Genomic DNA, 23,827 nt, shown 5'->3' on the forward strand with positions numbered 1-23,827 from the left:
GAATGTCAGCTCGGCAACCACTTGTCCGGACCGAAGACTTCGTAGTGGATCGCGGATTCCGGGATGCCCCGCTCCACCAGCGCAGCGCGCACGATCTCCATGAAGGGCAGCGGCCCGCACAGGTACACCTGGGTTCCGGGTTTGATCTCGACCTCGCTCAGATCGATCCGTCCGACACGCGTGGTGTCGGTCGCCGGACGTACTCCCAGGTCTTCGTACCAGTGGTGGAGGTTGGCTCCCGGTAGCCGCTCGACAAGTTCGGAAAGCTCGCGTCGGTGAGCGTGCCGGGACGGTGCGCGGTCGGCGTGGAGCACGGTGACATATCGGTCGGACTCGGTGCGAGTGAGGTAGTGCAGGAAACCGATGATCGGGGTACAGCCGATCCCGGCGGAGACGAACAGCAATGGAGCGTCGGTGTCGTCGAGCAGAAGATCACCGTACGCCCGCGACACCTTCAGTTCGTCGCCGTCGAACAGGTTGCGATGCAGATGATTCGACACCTCTCCTTCGGGGATGGTGTGCCCGTCCTCCGACCGGGTCGCGGGAATCGCCTTGACCGTGATTCCCCAGTACTCGCGCTGAGGCGCGCGAGTGAGACTGTACTGCCGGATCTGCTGAGCGCCGTCCGGAAGCCGCACGGCCACCGACACGTACTGACCGGGTCGTGCGAACGGCAGAGTCGAGCCGTCGGGGAGCGCCAGTGCGAACGACACCGTGTCCGGGGATTCTTGGATGCGCTGCCGGACCACGAGCTGCTGCCACACTTGCCCTGGTTCTACCCCCGATTCCCGGTACAGCTCGTTCTCCATCGAGACGAGCGCCTTTGCCATGTCCCAGTAGACCTCGTCCCACGCCGCGCCGACCTCCGTGGTGACGGCATCTCCGAGCACCTCGACGATCGCTTCGAACAGGTGTTTGTGCACGATGTCGTACTGATCGGCGATGATGCCCAGTGACGCGTGTTTGTTCGCGATCCGCGAGAGCAGATCGTCCGGTTCGGCGACATTGTCGGAGACCAGTAGGGTCGCGTAGGCGGCGATCGCGCCGGCAAGGGCACGCTGCTGATCGCCCTGAGCTTGATTCCCCCGATTGAACAGATCTTTCTCGAGCTCGGGATGCGCAGCGAACATCCGACGGTAGAAGATGGGAGTGATGTCGCCGATGGCGGCCCCGACGACGGGAAGCGTCGCGCGCACGACCTCAGCGTTCTGTGCTGACAACATGGTCCAACGGTAGACCTGCCGTCCCCCCGGCGACCCGAGTTCGAGCGTTTCACCAGCAGAAACGAGCATGCAGGATGGTTCTCGACAGTCACCGGTACGACGCGCGCAGGGCCTTCTTGTCGAGCTTGCCCAGCGGCGTCAGTGGCAGCGCATCGAGAAAATCCACCGACTTCGGTGCATGTACCGAGCCCTTCGCCGCGCGCACCCTGTCGATGAGTTCGCCGGCCGGCACGTCCTGCCCGTCGCGCAGTACGACGCATGCCTTCACGGCCTCGCCCCACTTCTGGTCGGGGACACCGACGACCGCGACCGACGCGACCGCGGGATGCGCCGAGATGACGTCCTCGATCTCGCGGGGGAACACGTTGAATCCGCCCGTGACGATCATGTCCTTCTTGCGGTCGACAATGGTGAGGAACCCGTGCTTGTCGGCGCGAGCGACGTCGCCGGTGTGCAGCCATCCGCCGCGCAAGGCCTCGGCGGTCTCGTCCGGCTTGTTCCAGTAGCCCTTCATCACCAACGGTCCCCGCACGCATATCTCGCCGAGTTCCCCCTGGGGCACTTCCTGCAGGTCGTCGTCGAGCAGGCGCACATCGAGCCACGGCACCGGGCGGCCGCACGAGGCGAGACGTTCCGGATCGTCGGCGAGATGCTCTTCCTTGCGCAGCACCGCGATGGTCATGCCGCATTCCGATTGGCCGTAGAACTGGAAGAAGACCTGACCGAGACGTTCGATGCCCTCACGCAGCCGAGCGGGTGACATCGCGGAGGCTCCGTAGAAGAGGGTCTGCAGGCTCGACAGGTCGCGGGTGTCGAAGTCCGGGTGGTCGAGCAGCATGTAGATCATCGTCGGGACGAGCATCGTCGCGTCGATACGGTGCTTCTCGATCGCCTCGAGGACGAGGCCCGGTTCGAAGTAGGGCAGCACGTAGAGGCAGCCGCCGCGAAGCAGGGTGGGAATGAAGAACGCGGCGCCCGCGTGGGAGAGGGGTGTGCAGATCAGGAATCGCGGCTGGTCCGGCCATTGCCACTCGGACATCTGAATCTGCGGAAGCGCGACACCGGACCGGAACGAACCCATCACACCCTTGGGTTTGCCGGTTGTGCCGCCGGTGTAGACCATCGACGACGTGCCCTCGGCATCGACATGCGCCGCGACGAGGCGCTGCTCGGTGAAGGTATCGGCGAGGGCGAGGATGTCGGTGGCGATCGTCGAGGGACCGAGCGAGAACAGATTCTTCAGAGTCGGCACCTGCGCTTTCAGCTCGGCGGCGCGCTCCTCGAAGTGCACGGGATCGAATACGAGGGTCTCGATCTCGGCATCGGCCGTGATGTACAAGTGGTCCTCGAGCGACCCCATGGGGTTGAGTGCGCTGTTGCGGCACCCTGCGATCATGGTCGCGCCCATGTTGATGAGGACCTCGGGCCGGTTTTTCGACAACACCGCGACCGACGAGCCCTGCCCGACCCCGACCGACGCGAGTGCCTGCTGGTAGCGGCTGATGGCCGCGCGCATCTCGGCGCCGGTCAGGACGACGTCGCCCAGGTACAGCGCAGGACGGTCAGCGCTGCGGTCGAGTGCGGTGATGAGCAGATCCGGGTTGTAGACGGGGCGATGCAGCTCTGCGTACTCCCCGGGCTTCACGGAGTTGCACTCCCCGGGCTTCACGGAGTTCTCAGTCATCGGCATCCTTCCGATCGTGGTGGTGGCGACGTCGCGATGACCGACGGGTCGTTATGGCGACCATCACATACTGACCGCCACGATAACTGCTCGAGAGCCAGAACTGAAACATGTTCCACTCTGTGACCCGTCCGGATTCTCGCCTACAGTTCATGGCAGCACCGAGCCCTCAGCACCACCGCGCACCCCGTCACCCAAGAGGATTCCCACATGCAGTCGGCACCGTCGCCAGCATCCGAGATCGAGGTCGCCGTATCGGCGACCGTCGTCGAACACCACCGCCTCCGCCACGATCTCGCCATCATCCGCCTCGAATGCATCGACGGCATCGTCCCGTTCCGTGCGGGTCAGTACGTCGACGTCATGGTTCCCCAGCGCCCGAATCTGCCACGGCGCCTCTCCCCCGCACTACCCCCGTCGATGGACGGCAAGCTCGAATTCCACGTGCGTACCGTCCCCGGCGGCTGGGTCAGCGGCGCCATCGTTTCCGACACCCAGCCGGGCGACGTGTGGACAGTCACGTCCCCCCGCGGCGGCGATCTCCGCCTCGACGACACCGGGCGCATCGCCATCATGATCGCCGCCGGCACCGGCCTCGCGCCGATACGTGCACTCATCCTCGACGCCGCACGTCGCGAGACTCCCCCTCGCACATTCCTGTTCATCGGCGCGCGGTCGCCACGCGACCTGTATGCCGCCGACATGCTCGCGCTCCTGGGCGAGGCGCTGCCGTGGCTCACCGTGGTCCCGGTCGTCGAATCGGTGGAGGATCCCTCGGTACCCGACCCGTGGCACCAGCGGATCCTGTCGCGCATCGGTGATATCGGGCCCGATCCCGACGACCTGCTCGAGGGCAGCCTCGACGAGATCGTCACGTCCTACGGGGCGTTCGGCGATCATCAGGTCCTCGTGTGCGGTCCCGGGGCCATGGTGCAGACAACAGTGCAGCGGCTCACCGAGTCGGGCACCCCCATCGAGAACATCCGATTCGACCCGTACTGACCCCCTACCCCGAAACGGGTGGTCTACATGCCGATGACCCGGCGGTCGCCGAGTTCGGCGCGGACCCGCACGGTCCGTGCTGCGAGCCGCCATCCGTCAGCAGTGCGGTGCCAGCGATCGTCGTAGGAACCCATGCATTCGTAGGTGCTGCCCTCCGTCGCGCCCGCGCCGACGTGATAGGCGCGGAACGCGCTTCGGGTCGTTGCCGCGTCACCGTCGACATCGACGGTCACGTTGCCGATCAGATGCTGCGTGGGCCCGCAGATGTCCAGACACGAACGGACCCGCGCAACGGTGTCTTCGACGCCTACCCGACCGTATGATTGCGTGTCTACGGTCATTGCTTCGGCAAGCGCTGTCCAATTCTTGTCGTCGAGGAAACCCGCGAATGCGAACAGGGCCTCGGTGACCTCGGCTTCCTCACTCACGCAGGAATCCGCTCGGCGAGGGAAGCCTCCGCCACGGTCACCCAGGCACGGGCGACGACCGCGCCGGACACGGTCGCACACACCACCGACACGTCCTGAACTGCCTCGTGATCGGTGCGATACCGCTGAAGCACGCCGACGGTGCAGGACACCGGCTCGCCGGTTGTCGAAGAGGTGATGCGGCTACGGAAACGGCGCACGCTCGCCGCCCCGAACCGGTCGACGACGCAGCGTACGAGTTCGTCCCGGTACCGGTCGGGAGCCCCGGGGGCATTCTCACATCCCGACAGGTACACCTCCGCTACTCGGCGGCCGATGCTGTCGAAGTACTCGACCGTCCGGTCCACTCGGGAGGTCTCGGCGTTGCGTTCCAGACGGACCCGACTTCTCAACGGTTCGTCGGGCAGGGGCGGGACGAAGAAGACGATGTCCGCCTCGTCGAATCCTCCGTCGCTGTCGGTGCTCGCGGCCGCGCCGAGCGAGAGGAAGGTGGGCACGGAGCCCTCGTGCAGGGCGACTGTTCTCATCGTGGATGTTCCTCTCGCTCGAGCCTGGCCGGTCAGTTGATCACGAGGCCGCGGCCACCTTCGCTGCGTCGTGTGCGGCGATGTAGCCGTACACCAAACCCTGGCCGATCGTCGCGCCCGCACCCGGATAGCGGTTACCGAATGCGTTGGCGGCGGTATTGCCGATCGCGTACAAGCCGTCGATGACGCTGCCGTCCTCGCGCAGCACACGCGCACGCTCGTCGGCGCGCACACCACCGCACGTACCCAGGTCGCTGAGCGTCATCTTCACCGCGAAGAACGGTCCGTCGTCGAGCGGGCGCAGGTTCGGGTTGGGCTCGACGGTCGGGTCGCCGTAGTAGCGATCGTATGCGCTTGCACCACGAGCGAACTCGGAGTCGGTACCGGCTGCCGCGTCGTCGTTGAAACGGCGGAACGTCTCGGTGAATGCCGTGACCGGCACTCCCATCGACGCCGCCAGCTCTTCGGCGGTTGCGCCGCGGTGCGCAATGCCCGCCTTGTACCACGAACCCGGGATGGGCTGGCGGGGGAACAGGCCGGCGGCGAACAAGTAGCTGTTGCGGTACTTCTGGTCGAACACGATCCACATCGACTCGACAGGATCGCCCGCACGCTCCCTGTCGAGCACGACCTGCCCGAAACTCATGTAGTCCGACGACTCGTTGGTGAAGCGACGGCCCGTCTGATCGACGATGAACGACCCCGGAAGCGACCGCTCGGCAAGCATGACCAGCGGCGGCTTACCCTCGCGAGTCGGTGCAACCGCAGGGAACCACCACGCTTGGTCCATCAGGTCGACTCCGGCACCGACCTCCTGCGCGATCTTGATCGCGTCGCCGGTGTTTCCTTCGGCACCGAGGCTCTCACCGTCCACGAGCGACTCCGACTGGAACTTGTGTCGCATTGCCATGTCGTGGTCGAACCCACCGGCAGCGAGCACCACACCGCGCCGGGCGGTGACCGTCACCTCACGGCCGTTCTGCGAGACGACGGCACCGGTGACACGATCACCTTCGGTGATCAGCCGGACGAGTGACGTCTCGGTCCACACCGGGATGCCCGCGTCGAGAACTCCCGCGAACAGGCCCGCTGCGATCGCCTGTCCACCGGCGGCGTACTCCCGCTTGACGGCCAGACCGGCAACACCCTGCGCGAGCCGGCGGAAAATCCGGGAGAAGCCCTTGACCGGAGTGCGCGCCATCAAGTTCATCCACTTGTAGTCGGCGCCGGTGGTGGGCATCGGCAGCCCGGCTTCCATCAACCCCGGACGGAGCCGACCGCGCTCCTCACCGAGTTGGGACATGTTGAACGGACGGCACTCACAGGTACGTCCGACGGCCGCTCCGCCGGGCTTCTCCGGGTGGTAGTCGGAGTAGCCCTTCGCCCAGAAGAACTTCATCGGGGTGGTGCGCTGCAGCATCGCGACGGTTTCGGCGCCGTTGTCCACGAACGCGTCACCGCGCTCGGCCGGCGCTGTCCCGTCGACCACCGACCGCACGTACGTGCGCCCGCGTTCGACGGTGTCGCCTGTCCGGGCGTCCGTCAGCACCGGGTTCGCGGGCATCCAGAACGCACCACCCGAACGTGCCGTGGAGCCGCCGACATACTTCGTCTTCTCGACGATCAGCGACGACAAGCCGCGCTCGTTTGCCGCGAGGGCCGCTGCCATGCCCGTGCCCGATCCGATCACGAGCAGGTCCACGGTGGTGTCGCGGGCGGGAGTCAGGGGCGGTACGGCGCGTTTCGCCATCGAGAGTTCTCCTTGTACCTGATTGTCACAGTGTGTTGGGAAACGCTAGGCCAGCCACTTCGCCATCGGAACGGATGATCCCGGCCACCGGGACACCTCACGGGCGCCGCCTGCTCATGTCGACAGTGAGATTCGGCTACACCGAAGACCGAGTGAACCGGAAATCGCCGACGCACGGCTCACGCAGCATGGTCCAATAGTCGACCAGGCGCCACGGGCACGGCCCGACCGGGCGGCCCCCGCTGTTTCGATAGTACCCGGTCACGCCCGCACCCGGATGCGCCCAGACCGTCAGGTCCAGCGCTTCGTCGACCTTACGGTTGTACTCGGCCTGAGCCTCGGGATCGACGTCCATGGACGCGTAGTCGTGCTCGACGAGGTACTGGAGGCACTCCACGATGTAGTGGACGTGTTCCTCACTTGTGATGTTGTGCCCTGCACCGTGATTGGGAGCAGCATTCGGACCTGCCGTGATGAAAAGGTTGGGGAATCCGGACACCTGAACGCCGAGGTACGCTCGCGGGTCGTCGCCACCCCTCCACAGGTCGGCGAGCTTCGTCCCGTTCCGCCCGACGATGTCGATGGAGGTGGTGAATTCGAGATGGAAACCGGTGGCCAGAATGATCACATCCGCGTCGATGTCCACACCCTCCGAGGTGGTCACACCCCCCGGCCGGATCCGAGCGGGGGCCGCCCGATGCAGGGTGACGTTCTCTCGATTGAGGGCCGCGAAGAATCCCGGGTCCTTGACGATTCGCTTGGCGTAAGGCCGGAAGTCGGGTGTCAACCTTTCCCGAAGGTCCGGGCGGTCGGGGAAGGACCGTTCGAGATACTGGAGTGCGGTCTGCATCACCAGGTCGCTCGCGGGCGAAGCCGACAGGTGGGTTGCTGCCCACTCCGGATCGATCCGCGGCACCGGGTACAGGTTGTCCGAGGCGAGCCAGTAGGCCTTGAGCCGGAACCAGTTCTGAAAGAACGGAAGATGCCTCATTGCCCACCGCTCCCCGTCGGGAACGTCATTGACAACAGCCCTCTCGGGCACGATCCAATGCGGGCTCCGGACAAGCGCATGGAGGCTGGAAACGTCATCGACGATGTTCGGAACCACCTGTACTGCAGTGCATCCCGTACCGACCACAACGACCTTCTTGTCTACCAGGTCGAGATCCGATGGCCACTGGGCCGTATGCACGATCTGCCCTTCGAACGTGTCCATGCCCTCGATATCGGGGATGTTGGGGGAGTTGAGCATTCCCAGGGCAGTGACCACGGCACTCGCGGTATACCGAACCACACTGCCGTCCTGACGGCGGGTCTCCACAACCCACTTCTGGTCTTCCTCGATCCATTCGGCGGACACCACCGACGTCGAGAACTCGATGTTTCTGTACAGGTCGTACTTCTCGGCCACTCCCTGCATGTAGGCGAGGTATTCGGGTCCCGTCGGGTAGTAGCGAGTCCAGTCGGGATTGAGTTCGAAGGAATACGAGTAGTAGTGACTCGGAGTATCGACCGCCGCGCCAGGGTATGTATTGCGCGACCACGTGCCTCCCAACTCGTCGCGCTCTTCGAACACTGTGTATCGGAATCCTGCCTCGCCCAGCTTGATGGCCGCATTGAGGCCGATCATGCCGGCACCGATGACGATAACGTCGAAATCCGGTGCCGGTGTTCTCGTCACCGGGACTCTCCGCTGCGACTTCTGGAACCCCGCCTGCTCGAGGAGAAGTGGTACGAATTCCTCATCCACTCTGCCGACGGTGCACAACGACGCCATCCGGCGGAACAACTCGGGCTCGGGCAGTCCCAACTGCACTGGCAAGTCGGGCGTGAGCACCTCCGCCGCCCGTTCCCGGATGGCGACGGCAATCTCGTCGGGAAACTGGCCGGGTGGAGTTGCGTCGGCGCCGCTCTGCGCACCGTAGTGGGTCTGCGGCGCAGTCCCGCCACTTGCCTGTTCGCGCTTGGCGTGCGCAACTCGCTCCTCGAACTCGTCGAGCAACGACAGATCACCCGAGACATGCACCGTGGACATCAACAACGCACCCGGATCTGCAACGGCGATCGCCTCCAGAAGAGTCTCCTGGGTGATCGTTTCTTGGGCAGGTCCACTCGGGATGAACGTGGTGGTCATGGATATCCTTCCGGTCAAACAGGTTCCGGTTGAACCGTCGCGGCCTACGCGGCCCGAAATGTTGATTGCTCCGAGCCAATCGCACTGGAGTGCAGGAGGAAAGATCAATGCCCGTTCAGCGGGCACCCGAGGTCGATCGGTTCATGCGGGAGCGGACACACCCATTCGGGTCAGCATCACCCGAGGGTCCGTCGGCGGCGTCAACGTGAGCAGTTGCCGTCCGCGGGTGGCCGCCATCTCTGTGCACACTTCGTCGTTCGAGAACACCCAGAAGTCGCCACGTGCGATCGCCTCGGTCATGTGTTCCGCAGCGATAACGGGATCGAGGCCCGATTCGACGTTGGCACGTTGCATCGCCGCAAAGACGGCGTTGGCCGTCTCGTTCTGTGTGGGGGCATCCCGTTCAGCAGCCAGGAAGATCTGACTGCGAATGGAATGCGGAAGGACGGCCGACACCTGGATCGGCGCGTTCACCAGGGACAACTCTTGATGCAGGCACTCCGTCAACGCCAGCACAGCATGCTTGCTGACGATGTAGGGAGCTTGGACCGCCACACTGTTGAGACCACCGACCGACGACAGGTTCGCAATGCACGCGGGTGTACCAGCCTCGATCATCCGCGGCACGAACGATCGAAGACAGTGGAAGACCCCGTCGACGTTGATGTCCATCACCTTGCGCCACCTGTCAACGCTCACCTCCCACAACAGACCTGCGTTCTCGACACCCGCGTTGTTCACCAGGAGTTCGACGCTGCTGTATCGGTCGAAAACATACCGGGCCATCTCATCCACCGCATCGGCGTCGGTCACGTCGATCCGATATGCCTCGGCCGTTCCCCCTGCACGGACTACGGCGTCCGCAACCTCGATCGCCTTCTGCTCGTCGATATCGGCCACGACGACGGTCATACCGAGCCCGGCCAGGTGGCGTACGAAGCCTTCCCCGATCCCTGCTGCTCCCCCCGTCACCAATGCGGTTCCGGTGGAAAATCTCTGCTGTGCTGCGGACATGTCAGTCTCTTCCTCAGTGAGTGTCAAAGGACGGTCGTCGGTGACGTCGACGGAACGCGGTCGAGATAGTCAACGATCTGCGCGAACAGTTTCCGTGCAGGTGGAAGCGACGCCAGCATCGTGGCGAAGCCGTGCATCATTCCGTCGTAGCGGTGTAGTTCCACCTCTACGCCTGCAGCCTGCAGACGTCGGGCGTAGTCCTCGGTGCCGTCTCGGATGGGGTCGACCTCTGCGGTCGTGACCAATGCCGGTGGCAACCCGGTGAGATCCGTTGCTGCTGCCGGATTGACGAATTGTGATTCGCGACCCGCCCGGTCGGGTGCGTAGCGATCCCAGAAGCGGTGGCAATCGGTGGGCGAGAGCAGCACGGTCTCGTGTTCGGGATTGGTGGCCTGCATGGTCGCGCAGCCGTACAAGCTGATCTGAGCAGCCGGCTGCGGCAGGCCACGATCCCGAAACCAGAGCGGCAGTGCGAAGGCCAGGGTTCCTCCTGCACTTTCACCCGCCAGCACTGCGCGGTTCACGTCTACCGAGCCGAGCACACCCGGACCGGAGGCGATCCACTCCCACACCGCGCTGCTGTCGTCCAACGCGGCCGGATACGGATACTCCGGTGCCAGGCGGTAGTCGACGGAGACGACGACAACACCCGCAGCATTGCTGAGGGCACGAAGGTATTCGTCGTTCTGATCGAGGCCGCCGACGGCGAACCCACCACTGTGCATCCACTGCACCACCGGCAGATCGGTGTCGTCGGACGGTCGATAGATCCGCACCGGCACCCCACCGTCAGCCGAAGGAACGAGGAAATCCTGACGGTGGTGGATCGGCGTGGTCGCAGGCATAGCACCTGCTGCCAGCACCGCGCGCAACTCCGGCACGGGTATGTCGTACATCGGCCTACCCGTGCGTCGGGCCAATGCCTCGACCACCTGCTGAGCCTCCGGAGAAAGCGGCATCTACGGTCGTCCGTTTCGTGGGGGACCGGCGCGAGTGATACGCCCCAGTCGGATGGATCGATGCTGAACCCCGGTCAGGCCACGGTTGCTTTCTGACCCGGGTGGTCGGCGAAGCGGACGGATTCCTGTGCGTCCAGCACGACTTCGACACTGCTGAACGCAAGACGTCCGTCCGCCGCACGGACGGTGCCACGCACGACACCGCTCGAAACGTTGTACGGCCGCCCCTCGACGATCTTGGTGACGAAGAGATACGATGTGAACGATGCCTCCCCGTTTCGGTTTTCGGTAAGGAACACGTTCGTTCCATTGTGACGCAACGGATACGGGCTGTTTCGGCGGTGGTCATCCTTCCACGCCATCACTGCGTCGGCACCACGCAGGTCGACTCGAATGAAGTCCTCGTAGTCCGCGGCCCCGGTGTCGCTGGCACATCGGAACGCGATGTCGTCTGCCATCAGTGCGCGCAACGAATCGGCATTCCATTCGTCGTAGTGGTACCACCACGCCCCGACGAGTGCCGCGACATCTCCCGCCGCGAGTGAAATCTGCATGGTGCGCTCTCTCTGCCGTGGTGAATGCCGCCCCGAAGGCAATCGGGGAATCACAGTGCGTAGTCGAAGAAACCCGGAGTCTGGTCGACTCGCAAGCGAGTCAGGTTGCGGTACGAGATCAACCATCGACCGTCGACTTTGCGATATTCCTCGTGGTAATGGCCGTACCCGTGCAGGTGCTCCTCGCCGGATTCGTGGGGCCACCAGAGCATATCCTCCATTGCCCACACGCCCGTCGCGGTGGTGTCCGAGGTCAAGGTGATCTCGGGAGCGTGTCCATGATGAACGCTGGTCACGGAGGCCGCTCCGTCGAGGACTCGCACGATCGCGTTCGTCAGCGCCTCCCGTCCGACGACGGACCCTGGACGCTGTGACGCATCGTCACCGGCTCTGGCGCCGAAGGTGTCGCTCACGACATCCTCGGTATGCACGCTGCCGTACATGTCCCATTGCTTGGTGTCCATGATGCGCAACCGGGCGGCGAACACCGTCTGGATCTCCTGGATCGCACATACACGCTCTGCTGCGTCGAGCGTGACGTTCTGCGTTGTCGTCTCGGTCATTCCGATCTCCTCTCGCACGGGCACGTGAAACGGGCCCCGCAGCTACAGTCCTGACGGCGCAATGTTCGGGTTCGCCCATGACGGAGGCTCGAGGGGCGGCAGTGTTTCGCGCCCGTCGAGACTCTTGACTTCCAGCTTCTCGTGCCAGGGAAAGTGCAGACTGAACGCCACATGCCCGGTTCGCTCCTCGGCCGGCAGTGTGCACATCGCCAGAACTGTCTCGACGAGGTACTCGACGGGCTCCGTGTCGTAGCCCTCGGGCAGCAACGCGGCCGCTCCGGGCGTCATGATGGCGGTGGAAGGCCCGACCACGTTGACGGCAATGTTGTCGTCGACCACCTCTGCCGCCAAGCCCTGGGTGAAGCGATGCAGCGCCGCCTTGACCGACGCGTAGATCACGTCACCTGAAGTCTTGTTGTAGTCGCGGTAGGGCCGGATCGGGCTCAAGCCCGTCGAGGAACCGATATTAACGATCCAGCCGGCTCCCCGCTTACGCATATGCGGAATCGCCGCCTGCGACAGCAGGAACGGAACACGAAGGTAGTGCGTCAGCGTGCGATCAAACGTCGCAGGGCTCATCTGCTCGATCGACGCGTAGTCCGCGAAACCGGCGTTGTTGACGAGAATGTCGATACTTCCGGTCTCGTCGACGACACGTTGGACGAGCGTGTCCAACGCCTCGGCATCCTCCAGATCCGCGGGAATCGGCACCGCCTTCCCACCTGCGGCCTCGATCAGGTCGACGGTCTCCTCGAGAGAACCGGGAATCGTCGTCGCTTTTCCTTCCCGAATCGACACCGAGGGCGCGGTGCCGCGCGCAGTCACCGCGACCGTGGCACCCTCCGACGCCAGCCGCTGCGCGATGGCACGGCCGATGCCTCGGCTGCTGCCGGTCACCAACGCAGTCCTGCCCGCCAACTTTCCGCTCATGCTTTCCTCGACTTTCCGAAAGGCTTCTGGGTCTCAGCCTGGTCCCATAGGGCTGCACTCGCACCGCCGAAACCCGGCCAGTGGAACAGATATCCGCCGCGGAGACAACTTCATCCGAATCGCAGGAACCGATAGAAGTATGGGCTCGATCTGGCGGGCCGGCACGGAACGCGTCCAATCATCGGCACGGAGGTACCCATCGGAACCACCGACGACGAAACCCAGACTTCCGCAAAGGAACTCCGTCGACTCCGACGGGAGCTGGAAACGAGCGGATCGCCTTCGCCTCCGATGGAGTGGACAGTTGCTTCTCCAACAACAAAGTCATGATCAAGGGTGCGAACTTACCCAAGATACTGACTGCTGCATCGCCCTCTTGGCGTCTCCTCGAAGCAAGGCGTGCGGTGCGACGCGGCACTGCCGGTGTGGTGGTCGTCGAGTTACCGTCGACAGGTCGACGACCACGTCCGCTTCACCGATGTCGACTCCGATGACAGTGCGCCCAGCAGCACGAAGTTGTTCGGACACCGCGAGTACCCGGAGCGGACCCGGTCACCGCATATACGCCCGCAATATTCCTTCAACAAGTTCGGCAGTTCCGAATCCGGGCGGATGCTGTTCCTCAGTGCATCCTCGGTAGATCCGGGCTTACAGGTAATTCGATATGAGACAGTCCCAGTTCGCAAGACTCCACCGCATTGTCAATGGTGCGGCGAAGTGCACGGCACCCCCGCCGACGGTCGCCGAGCAACAACTCATGCTTCATGATCGGACACCACGAGGTGTCCGACTCCCATTGAATCGAGGTGTGTGCTGGGCTGAACTTCTCGACGAGGAAACCGATTCCGCATTCCTCACACGTCAGTGGCTGCATCGTCACTCCGAGACTCCTTTCTGGTGCTCGCTCCCCGGGTTCGCGGTGGTCATCTCAGCTCTCCGCCGCCACTATCTCGAATCCCTTGTACCCGGCCGCGGCTACCTCTGCGCAGATGTTGCCGTAGTTCGCGAAGCCGCCGATGTAGGGCATGAAGACCCGTGGTTTGCCGGGGATGTTTGCGCCCAGATACCAGGAGTTGGCAGACGGGAACAGAGTGCCCGCTGCCTTCTCGTTGCATTCGGCGACCCACTCGTCGACCGCCCGTGCCGCGGGCTCGATCGATCGGGCGTTGTGGCCGTCGAGGTGATCGAGGCAATCGAAGATCCAGTCCACCTGCTGCTCGGCCATCAGCACCATGTTCGCCAGCACGCTCGGGCTTCCCGCGCCGACCATGAAGAACATGTTCGGGAAACCATGGGATGCAAGGCCCAGGTACGTGCGGGGGCCCGCCGCCCATTCCTCGCGCAGGGTGTGGCCGGCACGCCCCCGGATGTCGATCCGAGACAGGGCGCCGGTCATCGCATCGAAGCCGGTAGCGAAGATGAGCATATCGAGGGGGAAATGGTTCTCGGTGGTGGCAACACCCTCCGCGGTAATCTCCGCGATCGGTGTGCTGCGAAGGTTCACCAGCGTCACGTTGTCACGGTTGAAGGTCTCGAAATATCCGTCGTCCGTGACGATCCGCTTCGTCCCGATCGGATGGTCGGTGGGGATCAATTGGTTCGCGATCTCCGGGTCATCGACCATGTCGCGGATCTTTGCCTCGACGTATGCGCGCGCCGTGTCGTTCGCCTCGATGCTCGAGGTCTGATCCGGGAAGGCCTTCGCGAACAGGTAGCCGCCACGCTGCCACCACTCATCGTAGACCCTGCGGCGCTCCGCCTCGTCGACCTCCATCGCCCCTTTCGGGTATGGGGTGAACGGGGTGCCCCCGCCGCTCAATCGCGCGAGGCGGCGCCGCTCCGGGTACGACGCTTTCACTTCGGCGATCTGCTCATCGCTCAACGGCCGATTTCCGGCGGGAATCGAGTAGTTGGGGCTGCGCTGGAACACGACGACCCGGTCAGCCTCCTGCGCGATGACCGGGATCGATTGGATACCGGACGATCCCGTTCCGATGACACCGATGCGTTTGCCTGCGAACTCGACGGGATCGTGGGGCCATTCGCCTGTGTGATACGACTCGCCTGCGAACGAATCCCGGCCCGGGATGTCGGGGCGATTCGTCGCCGACAACACCCCAGTGGCCATGATGCAGAATCTCGCAGTCACCGATCGTCCGGTGTCAGTCGTGACCGTCCAGCGGTCCGTCTTCTCGTCGTACACAGTGGATACGACGCGGGTGAGGAACTCGAAGGCGCTGCGCAGATCGTGCCGATCCGCCACGTGCTCGAGGTATGCCAGGATTTCCTCTTGGGTCGCGAACCGCTCCGACCATGTCCATTCCTGTTGAAGGTCCTCGTCGAACGAGTACGAGTAGTCGATGCTTTCGACGTCACAGCGCGCGCCGGGGTAGCGGTTGTGGAACCACGTGCCACCCACTCCTGCCGCAGATTCGAACCCGTGCACGCTCATTCCGCGGGCACGAAGCTTGTACACGGCGTACAGCCCGGAGATGCCGGCACCGATCACGACCGCATCGACGTCACGTGTACGCGTGCCTACCGGGTTCATGTCCTTGTCCGGTCGAGCGGCGCGCCCGGAATCATTCGGCGGGTTCATGCTGTTGCATCCTTCATCTGCTTGGCCCACAACCATTCGTGCCCCCAGTAACTGTCCGCAGTGATCTCTTCTGCCGTGTAGTACGCCTCGTCGACAAGCATTCCCTCGGTGCCGTATTCGATGTCCCACCCGCCTGGGGCCCCGACGTAGAATGACACCATCTTGTCGTTGGTATGCCGGCCCAGTGTCGAGGACACAGGGAAGTCCCGCGCCTGGACCTGGTCGAGCGCCCTGCCCACCGCATCGAGCGAGTCGACTTCCACCATGACGTGAATCAACCCCGGGGCACGATCCTCAGGACTCGGCATGATCGCGAGGCTGTGATGACGCTGGTTGACGCCGAGGAATCTGATTCGCATGGGATCCGTCCCGGGGGGCGTCGGCAACCTGAACGCGCCGCGCGGGAGGAACTCGAGCACTTCGGTGTAGAAGCGGAACGACTCGTCGAACGCACTGGTCGGCATGACCACGTGCCCGAGTCCCTGCGCGCCGGTCACGAACTTCTGTCCGTAGCGGGTGACGACTGGGCTGTGGTCCAGAGCGGGGCCGAAGAAGAACTCGAGCGGTGTGCCGCCGGGATCCGTCATCGTCAGCCCGCCCTCCACACGCCGCCGCTCGCATGTCTCGAACGGCATCGGTGTGTAGTCGCACCCTGCGAGGTCGAGTCGATCGGCGAGTGCCCGCAATGCAGTACCGTCGCGGACCTCCCAACCGACCGCGGTCACGCGATCGGTGTCTCCGGGCTCGACGGTGATGCGAGCCAGGCGCTCGTCCATGCGAAAGTGCAGTGCGTCGTCCTCGGGTCCGGATCCGGGAGCGAACCCGAGCACCTCGAAGCCGAGTTCACGCCAACGCGCCATGTCGGTGGCCTGGACCCGAACGTATCCGAGGCTCTTGATCTCAGTCACAGTATTCCTTTCGAAGCAGCCGGCGAAATGTCAGATCATCACGTGCAGTGGACCGTTCGGGACATCGATCCCGAGCGAGGCCATGGCGGAGGCGTGATACGGCGTGCTGCTCACGTGGATCGCGTGGTGCAGGCCGGCGTGGGCGTCGCGCCAGAACCGCTGCAGTGGGTTGTCGACCCGGAGGGCGTTGCCGCCGGACCGGTCGAAGATGTCATCGGCTGCACGGACTGCCCGCCACGCGGCGCGCACCTGGTTGCGGCGACCTGTGGCGCGGGTTTCGAAATCGATCTCCTTGCCCGCGTCGACGAGGTCCCAGATTCGGTCGACATTGCCCAGCAGTTGCTGGCGGGCCGCATCGATCTCCGATGCCGCTTCGCCGAGCGCGTGCAGCACATACGGGTCGTCCTTGATGGCGGTGCCCGTCGCGCCGACCCTTGCGCGCTGGTACTCGATGCCGGCAGCGAGTACACCCTCACAGATGCCGATAGTCGCGGAGGTGATGCCGAGCGGGAACATCGTCGACCACGGCATGCGGTACAAGGTCTCGGTGACACCGTACTCTTTCGCTGCCGTCCCGTCGATCACGTCCTGGCCGTTCATCACCCTGTAGTCCGGGATGAAGGCATCCTTGACGACGATGTCCTTGCTACCGGTACCACGCAGCCCCACCACGTCCCACGAATCCTCGATGATCTCGTAGTCGGAACGCGGAAGGATCATGTGAAGCGACACGGGCGGCATCAGCGGAGCGCCGTCCGCGCCACCGACCATCGCGCCGAGAAAGATCCAGTCGCAGTGATCGGTGCCGGACGAGAACTGCCACCGTCCCGACATCCGGTATCCGCCGTCGACGGGAACGGCGACACCACCCGGCATATACGGCGATGCCTGCCAGGTGTCGGTGTCCGAGCCGAGCACTTCGTCCTGGACTTTGGGGTCGGCGAACGCCAGCTGCCACGGATGGACGCCGACAATTCCGCCGACCCACCCTGCAGACCCGTAGATGCTCGCCGTCTTCATTACGGTTTCCGCGAAGTCGCGGGGGTGCGCCTCGTACCCGTCGTATTTCTTACGCTGCAACAACCGGATGAGTCCGGTGTTCCGGAGGCTCTTGGCCATGTCGTCGGTCAGACGGCCGAGCGACTCCGATTCCTCGGATGCTGCTCGCAGATCGTCGGCGATCGCAACGATTCGGTCGAGTACTTCGTAACTCATGGGTTCTCCTGAGAAAGGTCGAAAGGGTCAGTGCTGCGCGAACGCGCTACGTCCGGCGGCGAGGTTCTCGTCCACTTCTGCCTGCCAGTTCTTCAGCGCCCGCTCGGTGTCGAGCTCGTACTCGAACCGGTTGACCATCTCCGGCCGGACGTCGCCGACATCCACGTAGAACTGCTCGTACCAGCGCCGAAGCTGGTAGACGGGGCCGTCTTCCTCGCAGAGCAGTGGATTGTCGATCCTGGACTTGTTCTTCCAGATCTCCACGTCCTGTTCGAACCCGATCGCAACGCCGTCGGCGACGGCCCGAGCGATCTGGCCGGCCTGTTCTCCGGGGACCCCCTCCGGCTTCTCCACCATCACGCCGTACTGGAGCCGGAAGGAGGTCGGGGTGATCGGGTAGTGGCAGTTGATCAGGTAGATATTCGGCGCGGCATCAGATCCGCTGTCGCCGCTCCACAGCTTGTCGATCATGTACGAAGGTCCGTAATAGGTTGCATCCGAGCGACTTTCATTGCTGTAGTTCGTTTCCGCACTCAGACTCACGCCGACTGCATCGGCTCGTGGCAGCGACCTCATCACCTGCGTGGCGGTGTGCCCCTCGAAGACGTTGCGAAAGTAGGTCGGCATTCCGTAATGCACATAGAAGAAGTGCGCCATGTCGACGACGTTGTCCACGATCTCACGACAGTTCGACCCGGTGACCTCGATCGAGCTCCACACCCAGTCGGTCCAGCCGGGATCACCATAGGTGGGAATCTCAGGAATCGCGAGCTCCGCCGGCGGCTTACTCCCCTCAGGATCGTGCCAGACGAAGAGCTGGCCGCTCACTTCCGCAACGTGCCACGCACGGGTCCGGGCAATTGGCGGTACTCGGCGTGCGTAGGGAATCTCGGCACATTTTCCGTCACCACGCCAACGCCAGTCATGGAACGGACAAGCGATGGCGTTGCCCTTGACCGTCCCCTGCGCCAGATTTCCGCCCATATGCCGGCAGTATGCGTCCAGAACGTTCAGTCGCCCGCCCTCCCCGGCGAACACGACGAGCGCGGTCCCGAAAGCATCGACCTGGTGTGGCTTTCCGTCAGCGAAGTCGCGTATCAGTCCCAGGCAGTGCCAACCGCGGGCGTAGCGTTGCGGCGGTGCGCCAGTGTCGATGACACGAACCTGATCCTCGGTGTCGGTAGAACTCACGATGCCTCCTGATCGACTGATCGCGACAACTCACCCGCCGCGTGAGGATCAGCTTGGCAAGCAGAAATGCCCCTGTGACCTCGGTCTCCCGCACAACGGGAGACCGGTTTCGATCGCAGTTCACTCGCCTGGCACGGTCATCCCACAATCGATGAGCAGCACGCACCACAGGTAACGGAAGCGCATCCCACCTGCGTGGGTGCCAGGAGGCTGAGTCGAGCACGTCACGCACTGATGGGTTTCGGTGTGCGTCGTGGACGGGATGTCGCTCGGTAGTGATGTCCAGAGACCGAACTTCGACATGATCACCAGCAGCCACATCGGTGTGCTGAACAGGCCGGGATGAGGCGTCTGCGGCCAGATGTCAGCGGATGGTCGTGGTCGTCGTGATCCGCTTACTCAACGTCACACCACTGGCCTCGAGCACCCCCAGCACGAACGACTCCAGATCGATACACGCCTCCGGAGACATCACACCCTTGCGGGAGATACGGCCCTCGAGTACCTCACGAACAGCAGCCGCCGCGGCGTGCGGTGTCGGGTCGGAACCGGTGTTGACGATCTGGATCTCGAACACGGCGCAAGCGGGCTCGCCACCGATTTCGCCGTCGGCGATGATCTGCATCGCGGTTCCCGGCTGGCCGTCCAACTCGACCAAGAGGCCCTGCTCGCCTTCGGGAGTGGCCATGTAGTGGGCGAGGTACTGCCGCGGCGACATCGGCAGACCCTCGGGCTTGTTCGGGCTGGTCAAACCGAGCTTCTCGAAGAGCTGCCACATCTCGTTCCCCCTGTTCGAACCAGGTGAAGCGCACGGTGGCGTTGCGCAGGCCCGGCACGTAGGTACCCAGCGTGACGCCCTCGGGGTGGCCCATGTAGGAGGTTCGTTGAGTCGGGGACTGGCGCGGTGGCACGTACTGGCGGTGGGTCGCGGAGCCGTTGGTGCCCAGGGGTTTCCCTCCGGGGTGTTCTTCTCCGTGTCCGTGGCCAGGGTGCTCCGCTTCCAGCTCCCGCCCGTCGAACCGTGCGTGCGGTTCTCCCGCACACGGCTCACCGACGCCCTTCACCGGCGGTGTTCGGTTTCTCCCGCCAGGGCTTATGTGCCCTGGGTGCGACGACGATTCCATTGAGGGAGATCAGACCGAGCTCGTCCGGTGATCGGTAGACCTGGACGAAACCCCAGCCGCGGCCGCGTTGATGCCGTTTCCCGACGAACAGGGCCAGTCGCATCAACGCGTAGCTTCTGGTCTTGTCGAAGGCGTGGGCGGAATTCCCGTATCGGAAGTAGCCCTCCCAGCCGCGCAGGAAGAGATTGATCTCCTGCACGACTTGCTCGACCGGAGCAGCCAGCCGCGCCCGCATCGTCATGAACCGGATACGGTCTCGGGCATGCTGCATTGCCTTGCGTGAGGGCCATTGGGGTTCCCGACTTATCCTGGATATACCGATCCGGATGACGTGACCAGCGAGTCGTAACGACGAAATGCCCTGCCGTAGTGAAAGAATTGAACTTCTCACAGAAACAACTCGGCCACAACGACGGGCATCTCGCAGATGCAACTCTCTCACACCCGACCCGTCACCGCCGCGAGGTTCGACGATCCGAACCTCGTGTCGACCGCCGGACTGGTCCCGATCATGGCCCTGGCCCGCGACAACGGCCTGCTCAGCCTCGCGGACGAGCATCTGAGCATCCCGACCGACAATGGCGCCCACGCCGGCCACAAGATCGGATCACTGGTCGCGGGGATGGTCGCCGGCGCCGACAGCATCACCGACATGGCGCTGCTGCGGCACGGAGCGATGAGCACACTCTTCGACCGCCCATACGCACCGTCGACCTTGGGATCGTTCCTGCGCACATTCTCCTTCGGGCATGTCCGCCAACTCGATGCCGTCGCCTCCCGATTCCTGCGCGGCCTGGCCACCCGCACCCCACTGGTGGCCGGCATCGACACCGGGCGGGTCCTGGTCGACATCGACGATTCGATCATCGAAGTGCACGGCCACGGCAAACAAGGCTCCGGATACGGCTACTCAGGGGTTCGCGGACTCAACGCGCTGATCACCACGGTCACCACCGCCACCGCGGCCCCGGTGATCGTCGGGCAACGCCTACGCAAAGGCGCATGCGGATCTGCGCGTGGAGCCGGCCGGATGATCGCCGACACCCTGACCACCGTCGAACACCTGCGCCGGGCAGCGATCACCCACGCCGCGGACACTACCTCGGTAGCGGTAGCGGGGCCGAAACCGCTGGTGCGAGCCGACTCCGCGTTCTACGGGCATCCTACCGTCGCGGCCGCACTCCGCGGCGGGGCCGACGTGTCGGTGACTGTGCGTCTGACCTCGAACATCAAGACCGCGATCGCCTCGATCGGCGACGAAGCGTGGACGCCGATCGAGTACACGAATGCGGTCTACGACCAGGACACCGAACGATGGATCTCGAACGCCGAGGTCGCCGAGATCCCGTTCACCGCGTTCGCCTCGAAGAAGAAAGCCCACCGGACTCCAGGACGGTTGGTCGTGCGCCGCATCCCTGACCTGCGGCCGACCAAGGACCAGGGCCAGGGTGAGTTGTTCGATGTGTGGCGGTTCCATGCCTTCAGCCGCCACTGTCGACGCCGCCGACCTCGATGCCGTCGCTGCCGACAGGCTCCACCGGCACCACGCGATCATCGAGCAGGTCCACGCGGATCTGAAGAACTCCGCGCTCGCTCACCTGCCGTCGGCTCGGTTCACCGCGAACGCTGCGTGGCTGGTCTGCGCGGTGATGGCCTTCAATCTCACCCGCGCCGCCGCTACCCTCACCCGCGACCCGAAGCTGGTCAAGGCGACTACCGGCACCGTCCGGCGGACCATCGTGTCGGTTCCTGCCCGGATCGCGTCGTCGGCTCGCCGGTTGACACTGCACCTACCGCAGCGATGGCCGTGGGAAGAGGCGTGGAACACCCTGTTCGACACCGTGTTCAGACGGAACAAGCCGATCATCGGCTAACAGCGGCTCACCTGACCGCTCACTACACGAAAGATGCAGTGGAACAACCCGACACGAGTGGTCGGACGATCATCCATGTCCACATCTGGCTCCAAGCCGCGCAATGGAAGTCACGACGACAGCATCAGCCAATCGGTGCATTGAGGCTAAAACAAGGCTAAAACACGACTCTGCCGATGCCCTGAGGTTGGGGTGCGCGTCAATCGAACTCGACTGCGCGCTGAGGATGCGTCACGCGGTCGGCCAGCGGAACGGCTGAGCATCGAGGTTGACGTGGCCGTCTGAGACGGATAGTACGTTGATGTGGCCTCGCTGGCGGAAAACGAAGACGCCGCTGGTGAAGTCGGTATCGATGCGGCGGCAGAACAGACCTGTCACCGCATCGGCAGGTGGATCGGTGAATCGGAGCACCGCGTCATCGCTCGTGAGCGGCTCGAGATATGCGTGGACCGCCGGCTCGTAGTCCCATTCCTCGTCATGAGCGTTGTGCGCGGACACCAGATGCAGGTCGGCGGATGGTACGGTGCGCAGTAGCGATTCGATCAGCGTCGATTCGAACATGATGTTCCACCAGGTTTCAGCGCGTTCCGCGACCATGATCTGGGTGGCTTGCACGTCGAGGCTGATCTTGGTGAGAATCGGGACCAGTTCTGCGGTCGGGCTACGCACATGATGCAGATCGCCGCCGGCATCATCGACCATTTTCTTGAACAGGGGTAAGTCCAGTAGTCGGTCACCGTCGTAGTCTTCGGGTCGTGGATCGAGAACGACCACCGTCAGGGTGGCGTCGAGCTTGCCAGCCAAGGCCGCCGCGCGTTCGAACAGTCGAAAACCGTGCTCGCCGTAAATCATACAAACCACAATCGATTCTGTCATTCGCGCGTTCCTGTCGTGTGTGGTGAGTGCGGACTCAGCCGAGGCATGGTTGGGCCGTGTTGATTCGACATATCAAGGCTCCTCCAGAGCTTTCGCCCAGGATAGTGTGCCGGACTCGCGGATGTAGCACCTCCGCCAGGCGCTCGACTACACCGCGGAGGGCGTCGGAAATACCTCGGGTTCCGATGTGGTCATAGATGCACTCGGACCAGAGATATCACCGCAGGCCTAGTCTGATCCGAAAATGAGGTGACCTGCCCACGGGTATGGGACACGTGCGTGCTCCGGCGGAGCGAAGCCGGACAGCGTTGCCTGTCGGTTGTACGCGTCAGGCGGCCGGGGTGAGAGTGACGGTGTAACCGAGAGCTTCGAGTTGACGAATGTGGCCGCGTTTGCGGGTATCGGGATTGACGTGCCGGGTGAAGTGCTCAGCACCGAGATCGTGGAAGGTGCCCTGCTCGTCCGAGAGCAAATGCCAGACGATGACCAGGACGGAACGACCGACAGCGACGATGGCCCGTTTCTTCCCTCGCCGTTTGGCGATGCGCCGGTACCGGGCTCCGAGAAAAGTGTCGGTTCTGCCGATGCCGACCGCGGCCTCGCCGAGGGTCCGTGCCAGATAGCGGTTGCCGTGCCCGGTCGAACCGGTCCCCGTGGCCTTCCCGGCCGAGGAACTCACGCGTGGGAGAACTTCGCCCAGGAACACAGGTGCCCGGCGGTGGGAAACCGGGACATGTCCACTCCGATCTCGGCGATGATCGCGGCAGCTGCGGTCGGGGGAATCTACAGCGAACACTGGACCGCTACAATCAGTTCGCGGCGAAGGGGCAGGACCCGGATCTGCACAAGAAGGCCAAGTATCTCGCGCCTCAGGATTCCGGCCCCTGGGCGGCCTTCGATCTGTCGTTGGGCAAGGCCTCCTATGCCGGTTTCACGCTTGGTGGATTGGCCACCTCGGTCGACGGCGTAGTCCTCCGGCCCGACGGGTCGGCCATCGCAGGGCTCTACGCTGCCGGTGCGTGCGCCGCCAACCTGACGCAGGACGGTAAGGGCTATGCGAGCGGGACTCAACTCGGCGAAGGGTCGCACTTCGGTCGTCGTGCCGGCCGACATGCGGCAGAAAAGGTAGAGACCGGGTAGCGCCGGTTTCCGGACAGATCTCACCGCCTTCTCTGCGCCTCACCGAAGGAAGGCGGCTACGGTGCGACGCAGCACTACCCCTGCGGCTCGGTCTCCCGCACAACGGGAGGTCGATTTCGATCGCAGTCCACT

21 protein-coding genes and 2 pseudogenes are annotated in these 23,827 nt (G+C 64.0%); 3 read left to right on the forward strand and 20 right to left on the reverse strand.

Translation table 11 applies throughout. The features are described from left to right. Positions 1 to 5: 5 nt before the first annotated feature. On the reverse strand, positions 6 to 1,223 hold the full coding sequence (locus ACZI8W_RS18160) for a globin domain-containing protein (RefSeq protein ID WP_463369899.1): 1,218 nt from the start codon (positions 1,221 to 1,223) through the stop codon (positions 6 to 8). An 88-nt stretch (positions 1,224 to 1,311) separates the two neighbouring features. Further along, positions 1,312 to 2,907, reverse strand: a complete 1,596-nt coding sequence (locus ACZI8W_RS18165; protein WP_463369900.1) for an AMP-binding protein — start codon at positions 2,905 to 2,907, stop codon at positions 1,312 to 1,314. A 210-nt stretch (positions 2,908 to 3,117) separates the two neighbouring features. Here ACZI8W_RS18165 and ACZI8W_RS18170 point away from each other — a divergent pair, with 210 nt between their 5' ends. Then, positions 3,118 to 3,909, forward strand: a complete 792-nt coding sequence (locus ACZI8W_RS18170; RefSeq protein ID WP_463369901.1) for an FAD-binding oxidoreductase — start codon at positions 3,118 to 3,120, stop codon at positions 3,907 to 3,909. Between the two features lie 23 nt (positions 3,910 to 3,932). Here ACZI8W_RS18170 and ACZI8W_RS18175 read toward each other — a convergent pair whose 3' ends face one another. The 15 genes from ACZI8W_RS18175 to ACZI8W_RS18245 form a co-directional block, all read right to left on the reverse strand. Next, the gene (locus tag ACZI8W_RS18175; protein ID WP_463369902.1) at positions 3,933 to 4,337 is read right to left on the reverse strand and encodes a nuclear transport factor 2 family protein; all 405 of its coding nucleotides are present in this window, start codon (positions 4,335 to 4,337) and stop codon (positions 3,933 to 3,935) included. After that, the gene (locus ACZI8W_RS18180) at positions 4,334 to 4,864 is read right to left on the reverse strand and encodes a hypothetical protein (RefSeq protein WP_463369903.1); all 531 of its coding nucleotides are present in this window, start codon (positions 4,862 to 4,864) and stop codon (positions 4,334 to 4,336) included. Before ACZI8W_RS18180 ends, ACZI8W_RS18175 begins: the two co-directional genes overlap by 4 nt. Before the next feature lie 40 nt (positions 4,865 to 4,904). Continuing rightward, a complete protein-coding gene (locus ACZI8W_RS18185; RefSeq protein WP_463369904.1) occupies positions 4,905 to 6,614 on the reverse strand; it encodes a 3-ketosteroid-delta-1-dehydrogenase in 1,710 nt (569 codons plus the stop codon). A gap of 136 nt (positions 6,615 to 6,750) precedes the next feature. Next, positions 6,751 to 8,748, reverse strand: a complete 1,998-nt coding sequence (locus ACZI8W_RS18190; protein WP_463369905.1) for a flavin-containing monooxygenase — start codon at positions 8,746 to 8,748, stop codon at positions 6,751 to 6,753. Positions 8,749 to 8,889: 141 nt separating this feature from the next. Continuing rightward, positions 8,890 to 9,762: an SDR family NAD(P)-dependent oxidoreductase gene (locus ACZI8W_RS18195; RefSeq protein ID WP_463369906.1), complete on the reverse strand. Its 873-nt coding sequence runs from the start codon at positions 9,760 to 9,762 to the stop codon at positions 8,890 to 8,892. A 23-nt stretch (positions 9,763 to 9,785) separates the two neighbouring features. Beyond that, positions 9,786 to 10,721, reverse strand: a complete 936-nt coding sequence (locus ACZI8W_RS18200) for an alpha/beta hydrolase (protein WP_463369907.1) — start codon at positions 10,719 to 10,721, stop codon at positions 9,786 to 9,788. 74 nt (positions 10,722 to 10,795) lie between these two features. After that, positions 10,796 to 11,275, reverse strand: coding sequence for a nuclear transport factor 2 family protein (locus tag ACZI8W_RS18205; RefSeq protein ID WP_463369908.1), 480 nt, complete (start codon positions 11,273 to 11,275; stop codon positions 10,796 to 10,798). A gap of 50 nt (positions 11,276 to 11,325) precedes the next feature. Further along, positions 11,326 to 11,838 carry a nuclear transport factor 2 family protein gene (locus ACZI8W_RS18210; RefSeq protein WP_463369909.1) on the reverse strand — a complete coding sequence of 171 codons (513 nt, stop codon included), beginning with the start codon at positions 11,836 to 11,838 and terminating at the stop codon, positions 11,326 to 11,328. A gap of 42 nt (positions 11,839 to 11,880) precedes the next feature. Next, entirely contained in the window at positions 11,881 to 12,768 is an 888-nt protein-coding gene (locus ACZI8W_RS18215) for an SDR family NAD(P)-dependent oxidoreductase (RefSeq protein ID WP_463369910.1), read from the reverse strand. A 928-nt stretch (positions 12,769 to 13,696) separates the two neighbouring features. Beyond that, positions 13,697 to 15,319 carry a flavin-containing monooxygenase gene (locus ACZI8W_RS18220; RefSeq protein WP_463369944.1) on the reverse strand — a complete coding sequence of 541 codons (1,623 nt, stop codon included), beginning with the start codon at positions 15,317 to 15,319 and terminating at the stop codon, positions 13,697 to 13,699. Positions 15,320 to 15,363: 44 nt separating this feature from the next. Continuing rightward, a complete protein-coding gene (locus tag ACZI8W_RS18225; protein ID WP_463369911.1) occupies positions 15,364 to 16,275 on the reverse strand; it encodes a VOC family protein in 912 nt (303 codons plus the stop codon). Positions 16,276 to 16,305: 30 nt separating this feature from the next. Further along, the gene (locus tag ACZI8W_RS18230; RefSeq protein WP_463369912.1) at positions 16,306 to 17,490 is read right to left on the reverse strand and encodes an acyl-CoA dehydrogenase family protein; all 1,185 of its coding nucleotides are present in this window, start codon (positions 17,488 to 17,490) and stop codon (positions 16,306 to 16,308) included. A gap of 27 nt (positions 17,491 to 17,517) precedes the next feature. Further along, positions 17,518 to 18,681, reverse strand: coding sequence for a 3-ketosteroid-9-alpha-monooxygenase, oxygenase component (locus ACZI8W_RS18235; protein WP_463369913.1), 1,164 nt, complete (start codon positions 18,679 to 18,681; stop codon positions 17,518 to 17,520). A gap of 364 nt (positions 18,682 to 19,045) precedes the next feature. Continuing rightward, entirely contained in the window at positions 19,046 to 19,459 is a 414-nt protein-coding gene (locus tag ACZI8W_RS18240; RefSeq protein ID WP_463369914.1) for a saccharopine dehydrogenase family protein, read from the reverse strand. A gap of 269 nt (positions 19,460 to 19,728) precedes the next feature. Continuing rightward, positions 19,729 to 20,076, reverse strand: coding sequence for a group II intron maturase-specific domain-containing protein (locus ACZI8W_RS18245; protein WP_463369915.1), 348 nt, complete (start codon positions 20,074 to 20,076; stop codon positions 19,729 to 19,731). Between the two features lie 156 nt (positions 20,077 to 20,232). On the opposite strand from ACZI8W_RS18245, the pseudogene ACZI8W_RS18250 reads away from it, so the two are divergent. Next, positions 20,233 to 21,679, forward strand: a pseudogene (locus ACZI8W_RS18250) (IS1380 family transposase). 231 nt (positions 21,680 to 21,910) lie between these two features. On the opposite strand, the gene ACZI8W_RS18255 reads toward ACZI8W_RS18250, so the two are convergent. The 3 genes from ACZI8W_RS18255 to ACZI8W_RS18265 form a co-directional block, all read right to left on the reverse strand. After that, positions 21,911 to 22,531, reverse strand: coding sequence for an adenine nucleotide alpha hydrolase family protein (locus ACZI8W_RS18255; RefSeq protein WP_463369916.1), 621 nt, complete (start codon positions 22,529 to 22,531; stop codon positions 21,911 to 21,913). A gap of 352 nt (positions 22,532 to 22,883) precedes the next feature. Next, on the reverse strand, positions 22,884 to 23,234 hold the full coding sequence (locus ACZI8W_RS18260) for a hypothetical protein (RefSeq protein WP_463369917.1): 351 nt from the start codon (positions 23,232 to 23,234) through the stop codon (positions 22,884 to 22,886). After that, entirely contained in the window at positions 23,231 to 23,296 is a 66-nt protein-coding gene (locus ACZI8W_RS18265) for a hypothetical protein (RefSeq protein WP_463369945.1), read from the reverse strand. Before ACZI8W_RS18265 ends, ACZI8W_RS18260 begins: the two co-directional genes overlap by 4 nt. Before the next feature lie 36 nt (positions 23,297 to 23,332). Between ACZI8W_RS18265 and ACZI8W_RS18270 the strand changes: the two are divergent. Continuing rightward, positions 23,333 to 23,695 (forward strand): annotated as a pseudogene (locus tag ACZI8W_RS18270) (FAD-binding protein); the annotation flags it as partial. Between the last annotated feature and the right edge of the window lie 132 nt (positions 23,696 to 23,827).

The sequence above is a fragment of the Rhodococcus ruitaii genome (assembly GCF_055230935.1).